The 12,801-nt window shown below is 41.6% G+C and carries 16 protein-coding genes and 1 pseudogene; 2 read left to right on the top strand and 15 right to left on the bottom strand.

What is annotated here, in order from left to right:
* Nucleotides 1-102: 102 nt before the first annotated feature.
* The 11 genes and pseudogenes from UF75_RS10710 to UF75_RS10760 form a co-directional block, all read right to left on the bottom strand.
* A complete protein-coding gene (locus UF75_RS10710; RefSeq protein ID WP_045574601.1) occupies nt 103-294 on the bottom strand; it encodes an SHOCT domain-containing protein in 192 nt (63 codons plus the stop codon).
* A 56-nt stretch (nt 295-350) separates the two neighbouring features.
* Nucleotides 351-752 carry a hypothetical protein gene (locus tag UF75_RS10715; RefSeq protein WP_045574602.1) on the bottom strand — a complete coding sequence of 134 codons (402 nt, stop codon included), beginning with the start codon at nt 750-752 and terminating at the stop codon, nt 351-353.
* 209 nt (nt 753-961) lie between these two features.
* On the bottom strand, nt 962-1,552 hold the full coding sequence (locus UF75_RS10720) for an RsbRD N-terminal domain-containing protein (RefSeq protein ID WP_045574603.1): 591 nt from the start codon (nt 1,550-1,552) through the stop codon (nt 962-964).
* Between the two features lie 313 nt (nt 1,553-1,865).
* A complete protein-coding gene (locus tag UF75_RS10725) occupies nt 1,866-2,516 on the bottom strand; it encodes an amino acid ABC transporter permease (RefSeq protein WP_045574604.1) in 651 nt (216 codons plus the stop codon).
* On the bottom strand, nt 2,513-3,184 hold the full coding sequence (locus tag UF75_RS10730; RefSeq protein WP_045574605.1) for an amino acid ABC transporter permease: 672 nt from the start codon (nt 3,182-3,184) through the stop codon (nt 2,513-2,515). The genes UF75_RS10725 and UF75_RS10730 overlap by 4 nt, the downstream gene beginning before the upstream one ends.
* Entirely contained in the window at nt 3,184-4,005 is an 822-nt protein-coding gene (locus tag UF75_RS10735) for a transporter substrate-binding domain-containing protein (protein ID WP_045574606.1), read from the bottom strand. Before UF75_RS10735 ends, UF75_RS10730 begins: the two co-directional genes overlap by 1 nt.
* A 94-nt stretch (nt 4,006-4,099) precedes the next feature.
* Nucleotides 4,100-4,825 carry an amino acid ABC transporter ATP-binding protein gene (locus tag UF75_RS10740; protein ID WP_045574607.1) on the bottom strand — a complete coding sequence of 242 codons (726 nt, stop codon included), beginning with the start codon at nt 4,823-4,825 and terminating at the stop codon, nt 4,100-4,102.
* 492 nt (nt 4,826-5,317) lie between these two features.
* On the bottom strand, nt 5,318-5,668 hold the full coding sequence (locus tag UF75_RS10745) for a type II toxin-antitoxin system PemK/MazF family toxin (RefSeq protein ID WP_045574608.1): 351 nt from the start codon (nt 5,666-5,668) through the stop codon (nt 5,318-5,320).
* Nucleotides 5,665-5,943 (bottom strand): ribbon-helix-helix protein, CopG family, encoded by a 279-nt coding sequence (locus UF75_RS10750; RefSeq protein WP_045574609.1) that lies wholly within the window; start codon nt 5,941-5,943, stop codon nt 5,665-5,667. The genes UF75_RS10745 and UF75_RS10750 overlap by 4 nt, the downstream gene beginning before the upstream one ends.
* A gap of 245 nt (nt 5,944-6,188) precedes the next feature.
* On the bottom strand, nt 6,189-6,971 hold the full coding sequence (locus UF75_RS10755; RefSeq protein WP_045574610.1) for a glutamine amidotransferase: 783 nt from the start codon (nt 6,969-6,971) through the stop codon (nt 6,189-6,191).
* Nucleotides 6,968-8,376: pseudogene (locus UF75_RS10760) on the bottom strand (MurT ligase domain-containing protein). The gene UF75_RS10755 and the pseudogene UF75_RS10760 overlap by 4 nt, the downstream one beginning before the upstream one ends.
* Nucleotides 8,377-8,778: 402 nt before the next feature.
* Here UF75_RS10760 and UF75_RS10765 point away from each other — a divergent pair.
* Nucleotides 8,779-9,585, top strand: coding sequence for an undecaprenyl-diphosphate phosphatase (locus UF75_RS10765; protein WP_045574611.1), 807 nt, complete (start codon nt 8,779-8,781; stop codon nt 9,583-9,585).
* Nucleotides 9,586-9,887: 302 nt separating this feature from the next.
* Here UF75_RS10765 and UF75_RS26235 read toward each other — a convergent pair whose 3' ends face one another.
* Nucleotides 9,888-10,469, bottom strand: a complete 582-nt coding sequence (locus UF75_RS26235; RefSeq protein WP_052693150.1) for a plastocyanin/azurin family copper-binding protein — start codon at nt 10,467-10,469, stop codon at nt 9,888-9,890.
* 273 nt (nt 10,470-10,742) lie between these two features.
* Between UF75_RS26235 and UF75_RS10775 the strand changes: the two genes are divergently transcribed.
* Nucleotides 10,743-11,345 (top strand): class I SAM-dependent methyltransferase, encoded by a 603-nt coding sequence (locus tag UF75_RS10775; RefSeq protein WP_045574612.1) that lies wholly within the window; start codon nt 10,743-10,745, stop codon nt 11,343-11,345.
* Nucleotides 11,346-11,482: 137 nt separating this feature from the next.
* Here the strand turns inward: UF75_RS10775 and UF75_RS30700 are convergent, their stop codons facing one another.
* The 3 genes from UF75_RS30700 to UF75_RS10785 all read right to left on the bottom strand — a co-directional run bounded on the left by UF75_RS30700 (nt 11,483) and on the right by UF75_RS10785 (nt 12,394).
* A complete protein-coding gene (locus UF75_RS30700; protein ID WP_282433792.1) occupies nt 11,483-11,605 on the bottom strand; it encodes a hypothetical protein in 123 nt (40 codons plus the stop codon).
* Nucleotides 11,606-11,674: 69 nt separating this feature from the next.
* Nucleotides 11,675-12,064 carry a DUF302 domain-containing protein gene (locus tag UF75_RS10780; RefSeq protein ID WP_045574613.1) on the bottom strand — a complete coding sequence of 130 codons (390 nt, stop codon included), beginning with the start codon at nt 12,062-12,064 and terminating at the stop codon, nt 11,675-11,677.
* A gap of 48 nt (nt 12,065-12,112) precedes the next feature.
* The gene (locus UF75_RS10785) at nt 12,113-12,394 is read right to left on the bottom strand and encodes an SHOCT domain-containing protein (RefSeq protein ID WP_052693151.1); all 282 of its coding nucleotides are present in this window, start codon (nt 12,392-12,394) and stop codon (nt 12,113-12,115) included.
* Between the last annotated feature and the right edge of the window lie 407 nt (nt 12,395-12,801).

Raw genomic sequence — 12,801 nt, forward strand, 5'->3', positions numbered from 1 at the left:
GTTAATTCCTCCTTCAAAAAAATTTTTTCAATCAAACTTTATGAATTTCTAGCCACAAACTAGCACTATGCTAGCCATATAAAATGGGATCCTAACAACTTCTTACCTCAGAAGCTCCTGTTTACGCTCAAGGTATTCCTCACTTTGAATCTCACCACGTGCATATCGTTCATTTAATATATCCAGGGGAGTATTCTCATGAGACTGATGTCCCATACAACGTGACCCTCTAGAATTAGAGGAACTAAACATGTAATATGCGACAAAGATTATAAGAATTAAACCAAACATCATTTAAGTTCTCTCCCTTTTTAGTTATTTTGATTAGAGTATGCCATTTGTTATGCGCATCAATTCATCATGCCTCGTAATCCATTCATCCTATTACCGTTGGTCGTCATGGTTCTGCCAGAATTACTCATGAATTCGTTCATTTTATCAAGGTTCTCTTGCCCTATCCGAGCCTTAATCGCTGGATCTGAATTCATGAGTTCTTGCATTTTCTGAACATCCCCTGTTTGCATTGCATTCTGCATTCCCTGTGAATTATGAAATTTTTGCATTTCGGTCGAATTCATTAGCGCTTGATGTTGCTCAGATGAAAAGTTTCTTTGCATGTATCCTTGCATTTGTCCAAACCATCCGTTCACTTGTTGCTGGGATGTTTCGGCTAAGACTGGCAAAGCCATGAGCCCTACAGCTAATGTTGCGGCACCGATAATCGCGGTGACTTTCGTACTGAATTTTTTCATTATATATTCCTCCCCATTCATCTTATTAAGGTTACTTCGTTTGATTGCCATCTTCCATGTCCTTAGTGTAACTCTCGGATAGGATCATCTCATGAAAAAGTTGTGAATTTCTCATGAAGAAGGGACCCTGATTATTCAGAGTCCCTTCTTCAAACGGTTTCGTTAGAAGGGGCTAAGATTAATAACCTTAGCCCCTTCTCGCTTTTTACTTATTTTGAACCATTGGAGTCATCTTCTACGATCTTTATTAAGTCACGCTCCCTATGCTCATGCTCAAATTCCTCCACAGGGATCTCGGACATCAAATTTGCCTTTTTCAAAAGCGTAAACGTCATCCTTTTTAGTTCATCCGTCTTAAGATCAGAAAGCTGTTCTCGACATTTCACATAGATATTAAACGCATAAAGGGCCAGCTCATCTATCTCAGATTCAAACTTAAGCAACTCATCGTATAGTTGATTCTGTCGAATTTCCTTTTCCAGTTCTTCACGAACTACTCTTTTAAGGGAAAAAACAAAGCTCAATGCTTGGGCTGGACTAAAATCCTGAATCGCCCGAACTCTAATAATATCATCAAGGAAAGGTAAACTCTCTGCAAATCCTTCCCCAATAATCAGCGCTTCGATGACACCATCTATTCCCTCGGAGAACGTGTGCCCCACTGGATTGAGAAACCTATCTTTTTGCTTCTTTAGAAAACCCGAGCTATCGGTGGGATACGTGGCCATGATCGCTTCAAACCACTTTTCTAAAATAACGGTTCTTTTTTCCTCTAGATGCTTTTTTAAATTAATCTCCATTTATTACTACACTCCCCGTTTTAAGCAGGACATCCTTATTGATGCCTAACCAGACTATTGAACAAACTGTCCAAATTAAAAGGACCTATAAACTGATACTATTATTTCTATTATAGCCCTCGTTATGTGGAATAACCATTGCTCCGTTCAAACTTATTTAACTAACTCCATTAATGGAGTTGGCATGTGAGACTAACATCCATGGACGGCCACTATAAATGACGACCCCGATCGGAGTCGCCATTTAACACCTGAAAACAGTTTGTTCCTCTGCCTTGAAACAATATATCCACAAATCCCATTTTAGAACTGGTTAATAGCTTTGATGCACCATTTTCAATTGTTGCCGACGGGCCAAAACCGAAAGCGAATAATTGAGTGCAAAGTAAGTAAAAGCTATCATTCCAAAAACCGCAAAGACCTGACTAGGCATACCGTATTGCCCTAAAATAATCATACCTTTACCCGTAAGATCTTCCACGCCTACAACCCAGACAAACGATGTATCCTTAATGACCGTTATAAACTGAGAGACTAAAGGAGGTATCATCTTGTGCATAGCTTGCGGCAAAATAATGTGGGTCAAGGTCTGGCGATAGGAAAACCCCTGCGACTTGGCGGCTTCCCACTGTCCATCATCGATGGAGTTTAATCCACCTCGAACAATTTCGGCAATGATAGCCGACGTAAAGACCGCAATCGCGACAATCCCAGAATTGATTGGTTTTAAGGTAGTCATAAAACGAAAAACCAAAATGAAAAGCAGCATCGGAATGTTTCGAACACATTCAATATACACTGCCGCGATCCGCCCCAGAATAGCTTGTTTGGAGTATCGAGCAATGCCAAGGATAGTTCCAAAGATAAAACTGATCAAAACGGCCATGACAGCAATGTAGAGAGTCGTCAAAAGCCCTTGACCCAGAAACCTAAATATCTCTGGTTTAAAGAGATCTTGAATCATGTCGACACCCCCGCCTTACGTTCTAAGCGGCGTGTCAGTGTCGCCAAAGGTAAACAAAGTAGCAGATAGAGCAGACCAACAACAACATACGCAGGCCCGTAAAAGATATTGTCACTTGACCAAGAGTCAGCACGATACATTAGGTCACCACCAGCGACCATGGCTAGTACTGACGTATTTTTAATCAAGTTAACCGCTTGATTCGTGAGTGGTGGTAGAACTATGCGAGATGCCTGCGGCAAGATGATATACCGCATTGCCCCCCAGAAACTAAATCCCTGAGATAAGGCTGCTTCCATTTGCCCCCTGTGGATCGAGTTAATTCCTGCCCTGACCACTTCAGCAATATAAGCACCATGATAAACACCGACTCCCAAAACACCCACTACAAACACAGGCAGCATAACGCCCATGTAAGGGAGCGCATTAAATAGGAAGAAAATCTGGAGTACAAGTGGCGTGTTTTGAATGAATTCCACATAGATGCGACTCACGACCTTGGCTAGTGTCCACTGAGAGGTCCCCAATACTCCAAATACGATCCCGAGTATGAGAGCCAAAGATAGGGCTAGTAAGGTTACTAAAATAGTTGTTCTAAACCCCTCAGCAAATACCGCCCAGTCACGGAAAAGCGCTTCCCATTTAAACCAGGCAAAAGGTCCGACCACTATTTAAGACCCCACTTTTGGATCATTTTATCGAGTTCTCCAGACTTTTTCAACTCAGCAATCGTAACATTAACCAATTTGGCTAAACCGTCTTTTCCCAGTTTAGAAGCAACTCCATAATCCTGAGGACTAAAACTATCTGCCAAGATAACTGTAGAATCATCCAAATATCCAAAAAGAATGGAACCATCTACTGAGAAACAATCAACACGGCCAGAGTCTAATGCTGCCTTAATTTCAGGATAGGTAGCAAACTCCAAGAAGCTAACTTTTGCTCCAACCTTAGCCGCTTGTTCTTCAATAGCTTTCTTACTGGTTGCACTTTGTGCTACCCCAATCTTTTTCCCGTTTAAATCTTTTAAGCTTGTAAAACCAGCACTCTTTTTAACTAATAGTCTTACACCATCCGTAAAATAAGCATCTGAGAAATTGTAACTCTTTTTACGATCTTCTGTAACGGTGAAAGTGGCAATAACAAGGTCCACATCTCCACTATCTAGCAAAGGTCCCCGAGTTTTTGCTGTAACGGCTGCGGGCTCGACTTTTTCAATCCCAATCTTCTTGGCTATTACATTCGCCAAATCAATTTCGAACCCCTCAATTTTCCCTGTTTTTGGATCTTTATATCCAAACTTAGGAACATCGACTTTAACCCCTACTTTTAGAACACCTCGGTCTTTGATAGCCTTGACATCAGCCGACTGTTCAGTGCCAGAGCCTGAAGTTGGCGCCGGTGTAGTCGTAGGTGCAGTCGACCCGCAACCCGTAACCAAACCCGCAACTAATAGTAAACTTGTTAAAACCACTCCAATTTTCTTCATTCCTAAATCCCCCTCTTCATCTTTTAATCGCAGAATACCGTTTCCTTATAGAACACCTAAGTACAACCTATGAATTTAAGCCATAATTTATGACCTAACGCAAAATTCGGCTTAAAAATGACTTAGTTCGCTCATTCGTTGGATTCTCAAAAAACTGATCCGGCGTATTGGATTCGACAATAAGTCCCTCATCCATAAAGATAACGCGGTCCGCAACTGTTTTAGCAAAACCCATTTCGTGAGTAACAACAACCATGGTAATACCCTCATGAGCCAGATCAATCATAACATCTAAGACTTCTTGGATCATTTCAGGATCCAAAGCCGAGGTTGGCTCATCAAAGAGCATAATCTTAGGTCTCATAGCCAAAGCCCGTGCAATGGCTACACGTTGCTGCTGACCCCCGGAAAGCTGTGATGGATACACGTTGGATTTTCCACTTAGCCCAACACGTTCAAGATAAGCCATACCGTCCTTTGTGGCTTCCTCCTTAGAGGTTCCCTTAATCAACATAGGAGCTAGGGTTAAATTCTCTAAAACGGTTTTATGGGGATAAAGATTAAATTGTTGAAAGACCATAGCGACTGACTGACGGACTTTGGCAACTTGTGCCTTATGAGCAGTAATTTCCACCCCATCAACCGTGACTTTTCCTGAACTAGGCTTTTCTAGGAGGTTCATACACCGTATCAAGGTGCTCTTGCCTGATCCACTAGGGCCAATGACGACCAGTTTCTCCCCCGTCTTTACATTAAGATTAATATCTTTGAGAACGTGCAAATGACCAAAATGTTTATTGACGCCTTCTAATTGAATCAAGCGGGTACTCCTTCCATTTTTCTTTCTTAAATCTCTAAATTTAAGCATTTATTTTATTATATTTCGTTATGAACTAAAGAAATTCCTTTATTATTTATCGATAATAATGTATACATTAAACTGCCTTATATCCCATTAATGGACATAATCAGCTATTAAACTAGATTTCTCAACTCTTTTCTTATACCATTGCCAGGCTTTCTAAGTTGACAAAGAGTCAGCTATGCTCTAAACTACAAATTGAGCTGACATTGAGATCGCGTTTTTTAATACGCGACACTAATGGAAAGCCCCTGCTATGGAATGCACGTTTGTTTACGATTTTCTTTGAACCGAACGCGATCGTGTATGCAGGTGGTTTTCAATTGCATTAAAAAGGGAGAGCTATTTTTTAGCCTCTCCCTTTTTGTTTGCTAAATAACAATTAGTCTTAGAAAAAGCAAAAACAGCGTCGGTTTGCTACGCTGCCTTCCTCTTCCCTTAAGCTCTATCTTAAATATCAGCAAGTCCTAAACTGATCTCAATAGCTTGGTCTACTCTCAGCATGACTTCCTCATCTAGAACTGCCACTTTTTCCTTGAGACGACTTTTATCAATCGTCCTAATCTGCTCAGTCAAAATAACGGAATCCCGTTCTAAACCACTGCGTTTTGCTCTTACTTCCACGTGAGTCGGTAATTTTGCTTTAGCAATCTGTGATGTAATCGCCGCGATGATTGTCGTCGGGCTAAATTGATTCCCAATATCGTTTTGAATCACAAGGACTGGACGAGTTCCGCCCTGTTCTGAGCCGACGACGGGGTTTAGTTCCGCATAATAAATTTCCCCGCGTTTTATGATCATCTCTGACACTCCACCATTGTTACTTCATAATATTCTAATACTTCTTGTTCCGTTGAAAACAACTCCCTAGCTATCGATAAATTCAGTTGTGCCATCTCCAAATACCCTTTGCGCATCTGCTCGTGAATTCCTCTTTTTCGTCGTTCATGAAGGATGCTGTTTAGAGCTTCTCGAATAAATTCGCTGCGATTTCGCTTCTCGACTGTCACAATGCCATCCACTTCCGCAAGCAAACTCTCCGGCAAACTGATCATAATCCGCTTACTTTCTGCCACATTAGCACCCCCAAGTCATTTAGCCATAGCTATACTCTATTATAGACAGTAAAGCAAAAAAGTGTCAACGAACTAGAAGAGCAAATAAGCCAAAACCCCATGAAAACACGGTTATTTCTACATGTAAATTATGGGAAGAGTAAATTCAAGCTTAAATTCTCGGATGTTTTAATACTAATGATAGTATAACAGTATATCACACATGATATACTGTTTTTTTGAGAAAACCACGCATCGAATTTAATTTAGGGTTGCTTTAAAAGTCTCTTCACCATAGTTTGATGGGCTATTTTTTCTAAGCGGTCGTCTAGTTCCATCAAGCAAGTGTTTGGTTCGCGTCTTTGAAGAGCCAGTTCCAACAACAAATCAGCAAAGTGCGGATTCTTAGGGAGGAGCGGTCCGTGCAAATACGTTCCGAAGACATTGCGGTAACGAACCCCTTCCTCGCCATCTTCGCCATTATTCCCGTGCCCAAATGAGACTTTCCCTAACGGCCTCATTCCCTCAGCCAAATGAGTTTGACCCGAGTGATTCTCGAACCCCAATAACGTCCTTAATGGTGGAGACTCCACTTTACTCTTGCTTGATTGATCCAAATTATCATCTAGAACGCTCTGATCAAGGTCCACCACGACGTTTCCAATTAAACGCTTGGCTCCAGCGATCGTCCAGACATCTAAAATATCCAACCCCTGAATTTTTTCTCCACCCGCCATTTGGTAATATTTCCCCAGCATTTGATAACCCCCACAGATGGCGAGTACCACCAAACCATTATCTATAGCGCTTCGGAGGTCACCTTCCCGGCGCATTAAATCTTGAACCAGTATACCTTGTTCACGGTCAGATCCCCCACCAATAAATAGAATATCCATACCTAAGAAGTCTATGTCTTCACCTAAGGATGCTCTTTGAACAATGGGTTCAATTCCTCGCCAACGACAACGGGCCGCCAAGGCCAAAATATTACCCCGATCTCCATAAAGATCGAGCAAGTCCGGATACAGATGGCAAATCGTTAGTTTCACACGCTCGACTCCTCTCCACAATCCTGTACTTGAGAATGTGACAAACCCGCTTTTTCTTGACGTTGTTCAAGAAGATCACGAAGTGGGAAAAGTAGAGTATAGGTGGGTAATACAAACACAACCTCTGACTCGTTCCGCTGAGTTAGTAAGCAATCGAGGGCCCCTGTCAAGCTGTGTATAAGGACCAGTTTTTCTTCCTTCACTCCTGCATATTTAAGCCTTAAAGCCATGTCCTCAGCACGCAAGCCTGTACAAACCACTTGATGTATGCACTCTTCATGCCTTCCCAATCGTTCAAAATTAACATCCCAGAGCCAAGAAATATCTCGCCCATCTGCCGCTAAATCATTGATCCCGATCAGAATTCGCAGAGGTTTATCGACACTGATCATTGTCTGAATAACTTGGTCAAACCCTGTAGGACTTTTTTACGAGAGTTAAAGTGATTTCCCCTGTTGGTAAGTTAAACCGCTCCATCCGTCCGGCTTGAGGAATAAAATCCCCCAACCCGTTTTTTAATCATGCTATCGCTTACGCCTAAATGACGGGCTGCGGTCAGTGCTGCTAAAGCATTGTATAGATTGTAGTACCCTTGCAGAGAGAGGGTAAAGGGAGTAACCCCCACCCTAAACTGAAGCAATCCCCCCTCCAGACGGACGTTTTGGGCCAATATTTCAGGTTCAGTGCGATGAAACCCGCAGCCTTGACATTTGAAAATCCCCAATTGACCATAATGAAAAAGAGAGTAATCAAGGGCAGTTCCACAGACCGGGCAAAATCTAGCTTCTCGAGTTTCTATGCTCTCCGAGCGGCTATCCGGAGTTCTCTCCACCCCATAATACAGGGTTCCCTCATGATTCATGCCAAATTGAGCAACCAAGGGATCATCGGCATTGAGTACGAGAACCGTCCCTTGAGGTAAAGACTCTCGAACCAAACGAACGGTTGTATCTAGCTCTCCATAACGATCGAGTTGATCGCGGAAGAAGTTGGTAATAATCGCCAGGCTCGGGGACAATTGTTCACAAAGTTTAGGAACCGTTGCCTCATCCACTTCCAACAGAGCTAAGTTCGCCTGTGATGAGCCGCTCCAACGGGTATTTTGGATCAAAGCCCCTGTAATCCCAGTCACAAGGTTTGCCCCAGCCTGATTGAAGGCAAAGGTTTTTCCCGCCTCAAGTAAAATGCTCGCCAAAAGATTAGCAGTCGTCGTTTTCCCATTGGTCCCTGTTACCATAACAACTCCGTCAGAATAAGCCATACTCAAGTGCCGCATAATCTGGGGATCAATCCAGTTTGAAATTTTTCCCGGTAAGGTTGTCCCTTTTTTCCCGGTGACTAAAAGCCCCCGAGTCACTATCTTACCCGCCCATAAGGCAATCCAAAAACGCCAAGTTCGCTTCATGCTTGCTCCTTTAATCATATGTTATCCATTATCGCACCCACAATTGTATTATCAACCAAAAACAGTTTAAAACAAACCTTAAATTTTCAGGTTTCCCTTCCTCGAAGACCCAATTATTCTATTTTACCACGAGAAGGTTACTTGTTATAAGGTAACTTAAAATAAGTTTACTAAGCACTGCCCACTTTGTCGAATTTATCACCCGAATTAAAGAACTCATTCCAATAAAACATGAGCTTAATCGTCATTTTGCCCAAAAGTATTACCTGTTGTTTAATTGACTTATTTATAAAAACCATGGGATAATGAATGGGTATTTTTGTTGGCGAAACCTCGAATTACAGGTCAAGCTGTTTTACCCGATCAAGTAAATACTAAGAAACTAAGAAATGAGATGATACTTTGAACGACTTTATAAGTGCCTTGATTTTAGGGATCGTGGAAGGAATTACTGAATTTCTCCCTATTTCCTCTACAGGTCACTTAATCATCGTCAACCAGTTTGTTGGCTTCACGGAACAATTTGCTAAGATGTTTGATGTGGTGATACAATTAGGTGCCATTCTCTCCGTTGTTGTTTACTTTCGAAAACGACTTATTCCCTTCGGAAATCTTAAATCCTCCAAGAATCAAAAAATATTTGACCTATGGAAAAAGACCATAGTTGGAGTTATCCCCGCGCTTGGTATTGGTTTTTTTGCCGCACATTACATAGAAGAACGTTTGTTTAATACAACCGTTGTTTCCATTGCCTTGATCGTCGGTGGACTAATTCTCTTATATATTGAAAACAAGCGACATTCCTTTAGTATTAAATCCATGGACCAACTGACTTATAGGACCGCTTTTACGATCGGAATTATCCAATGTTTAGCTATGATACCAGGGACCTCACGCTCAGCCTCAACCATCATCGGAGCCATGTTATTAGGGGCTTCAAGAGTTGTGGCTGCAGAATTTTCCTTCTTTTTAGCAATTCCTACGATGGTGGCTGCTTCTGGCTACACATTACTAAAAAATGGGCTCATGCTCACCCCACATGAGTTTTTAGTGGTAGGGTTTGGGTTCTTCGTTTCGTTTGTTGTGGCCTGGGTAGTGATTGCAGGGTTCATGAACTATGTCAGCAAAAAGGATTTCAAACCGTTTGGTTATTACCGAATTGTGCTTGGCATCATTGTTCTTTCGTATTTTGGTTTTCTTCGGCCCTAGCAAACATAGGCAACTAGACAGTTTTATAAAGAAAACTTGGCTGGCGCCAAGCCTTGGCGTAGGCGGCCGCCTTAGTTGCCCTTATGCTTCCAGAAAGTATACAACGAAGTTATACTTTCTGACTAGTATCAAATGAACCCCTCCAGAGCTTGACTCTGAAGGGGTTTTTCGTAGCGCATATTATCTAATTCATGAATCAAGCTCTTCGTACAGGTTAAGACAGCGCACCAAGAGTCCCATGTATATCTCCCCTTATATTTTAAAACATTGATTTTGGCCTTGGCCGATTACTGCATTCATAGTTACTCAACCACTATCTCTCCATACATCCCCTTCGCAGCGTGTCCTGGAACTTGGCAAATGTAATAAAACGTACCACTTTGGAACGCTGTGAATGTGGTGGAAGCGGTTGGATAAACTTCATTTGCTGCCTGTGGGACGACGGGCAGATATGCACCAGGATATACTGGCCCTTGCATCATGGACATGTAAGCATAGGGTGGAGGAGAAGCAATAATCTCCATTCCATGGGGCATTCCCGCATCCTCATTGATTAGAGTCAGAGTAACCTTACTACCCTTAGGAACATTAATCGTTGGATTAACCAAACCACCGACCACAAACTTATCGTCGGCATTTTGGGGTCCACTGAATAAGACAACGTTTACATCTTGCCCCTTAAAGGTGACTGAATTACTATTCTTGTCAATTACGGCGGTTTTTAAGGAATTGCTCATTGCGTCATTTGCGTTATTATTGTTTGTGATCTGATAGCTGGGATTCGGAGCGGTAAAGCCTCTCATCACTCCATAGCCGAATACGGTATTTGCAACAGCAAGAAGAACCAAAAGTGTAATCCCAATAGTTAATGTGGATTTTTTCATTGACTTGCTCCTTTCTTTAGCCCTATTGAAGCACTACATACATAAATCATTACTGCAAGCTGACTGAATGACGTATCTCGTGCTTTACAATTTTAGTTTAAGACTTAATTATGATAAACTTATGAGAGAGTTATGAATTTCCTATGAAGCCCGCATGGGTATAGGGGGGAGCTTAAGGCTTCGGCAGGCCATAAAGGTTGGCTTCCAAAATATTTAAACATCATTTGGGAAAACTATATAAACCGTACCTTAATCTTGAAAGGCTGTGGTAACTTGGATAGAGAAACCTTTTTGACGCGAAAACGCTACAATCGAACGTCAATATTTTATGATGTCATGGACCAGATGATCAAATCTGACTTAAGAAGAAACGTCTTAAGCCAAGCAACTGGAGAAGTGTTAGAGGTCGGAGTAGGGACAGGTAAAAACCTCGAATTTTACCCTCATGGGTGTCAATTAACAGGCATCGATCTAAGTCCTGGGATGTTGGATAAAGCAAGAGCCAAAGCGAACAAGCTGAAATTAACTGTGGATCTCCTGGAAATGGATGCTCAAAACATGATTTTCCCTGACCATCGTTTTGACACGGTTGTTGCAACTTGTGTGTTCTGCTCAGTGCCTGATCCGATCAAGGGTTTAAAGGAGGTTAAACGAGTGTGTAAACCTAATGGGAAAATTATTTTATTGGAACATGTTCGGAGTGATAATCCGTTATTAGGTAAGATCATGGACATTTTAGATCCATTTACTGTCAGAATGATGGGGCCGCACATTAACCGAAAGACTGTCGAGAATGTTGAAAGAGCAGGTATCCATATCAATAGTGTTCAGAATCAAGGGATGAACATTCTAAAGCTTATTATTGCCGAACCCTAAAAACAAAGTGGGAAATCCTTTTGAGACTTGGAGTCTAGTATTTCGCTCATCGGCTGAATTCGTAACCGATTCGACATATAGCTTTGCTTCCAACAGTGCAACTTTATGAACCGCGGAAAGAATGGCAGAAAGCTGGGTTAAACTATCTTGATGGGGTTTCTGACTTGGATCATGTTCTCCACTCCTGCTAAATGTCCACGTATTACTCTAATCCGATTGATAATGATGTTCTCGTTGCTTACTTGTTTGTTTAGAGCCATGAGACACTCCTTAAAGATTGCGACTTAGTTATAGTTGAGGCCACCTAAATGGTGGCCCTCTATGATTTTTTATTTGCTGGCTTCAATAATCTGAATTAAATCAGTTTCCACTTGAGCTGCAAAATCGTATAAGTGGGGATTGTCAAAAGTTTTGCTCAAATATGTGGGACGAATCATGCTAATAATCACTTCTCCGCTCCTATTTTCGTAAACGTTGATTCTGCAAGGCATAAGCAGACTGACGGTAATATCCACCTGTAAAGCTGTATGAGCATATTTGGCATTACAAACTTCAATTACTTTCAAGGGCTTGATTTCGAAGCCTTTTTCGCCAAGAGTAGCCATAACATCATGAACGTGGAGTACCCTAAAACTGTGACTGGCTGTCTGTTCTTTTATCCGTTGAACAGTCTCATCAAATGCTTGTGAAGCAATAACTTGATAAATCTTATCGTCCACTTTAAATCACCCCTAATTTAATTAATGTTATCGCTGTCGAAGACCTTACTACTTAGAAAGATCTTGTTTGCGACGTTGATATTCTTCGGCATCAATTTCTCCTCTTGCATAACGTTCACGAAGAATATCCAATGCATTATTTGGAGCGTGATAACCCACTGGAGTTCTTGAACCATAGCCACGAAATAGTTTTACTCCAATCACAATTAAGGCTATCCAAAAGATAAGTTGCAACGCTATTCCGATCAAACTCATCCACCAGTAGTTACCGTTTCCCAAAAAACCATTTCCATATCCTGAGCTGTAGCCCCACATACCCCAACCCATCATAGTTGTTTTCTCCTTTCATTCTAGTGTTTCCATAAATGCTTTTCTTATGGATGGAAATCATTCGTTCGGGTAACATTTTTAGTCTACCAGCTCATTAAGACAATCCAATGAATTAGTTGTGAAGTTTTGGTGAACACCCCTAAACCCCAAGGAGGTTTACCGAGGGTATAAATCCAAATAACTAAGTCCAAGTAATTTAAATCATAAAGCCTCTCCCTAGTTTTAAATAGATAAGAGGCTTTTTTCAAAGAGGTTCATAACCGCCCTCATCATTAAGGAATGAGAGTTACCTGCCTGATTGGGATGTACCCTGAAGTTGGCCCATCATTTGATTCATCTTGCTCACATTTTGCGCGCCAATTTCTTTCTTGAGTTCTTGATCCGAATTCATGAGAGATTGCATGCGA

The organism is Desulfosporosinus sp. I2 (assembly GCF_000960765.1).
GTDB lineage: Bacteria > Bacillota > Desulfitobacteriia > Desulfitobacteriales > Desulfitobacteriaceae > Desulfosporosinus.

Bases quoted from the DNA above. Each gene is read 5' to 3' on its own strand.
- UF75_RS10745 (WP_045574608.1), bottom strand. From the start codon at position 5,668: ATGATCATAAAACGCGGGGAAATTTATTATGCGGAACTAAACCCCGTC.
- UF75_RS10735 (WP_045574606.1), bottom strand. From the start codon at position 4,005: ATGAAGAAAATTGGAGTGGTTTTAACAAGTTTACTATTAGTTGCGGGT.
- UF75_RS10785 (WP_052693151.1), bottom strand. From the start codon at position 12,394: ATGATGGGTTGGGGTATGTGGGGCTACAGCTCAGGATATGGAAATGGT.
- UF75_RS10725 (WP_045574604.1), bottom strand. From the start codon at position 2,516: ATGATTCAAGATCTCTTTAAACCAGAGATATTTAGGTTTCTGGGTCAA.
- UF75_RS10710 (WP_045574601.1), bottom strand. From the start codon at position 294: ATGATGTTTGGTTTAATTCTTATAATCTTTGTCGCATATTACATGTTT.
- UF75_RS30700 (WP_282433792.1), bottom strand. From the start codon at position 11,605: ATGGCTCTAAACAAACAAGTAAGCAACGAGAACATCATTATCAATCGG.
- UF75_RS10715 (WP_045574602.1), bottom strand. From the start codon at position 752: ATGAAAAAATTCAGTACGAAAGTCACCGCGATTATCGGTGCCGCAACA.
- UF75_RS10720 (WP_045574603.1), bottom strand. From the start codon at position 1,552: ATGGAGATTAATTTAAAAAAGCATCTAGAGGAAAAAAGAACCGTTATT.
- UF75_RS26235 (WP_052693150.1), bottom strand. From the start codon at position 10,469: ATGAAAAAATCCACATTAACTATTGGGATTACACTTTTGGTTCTTCTT.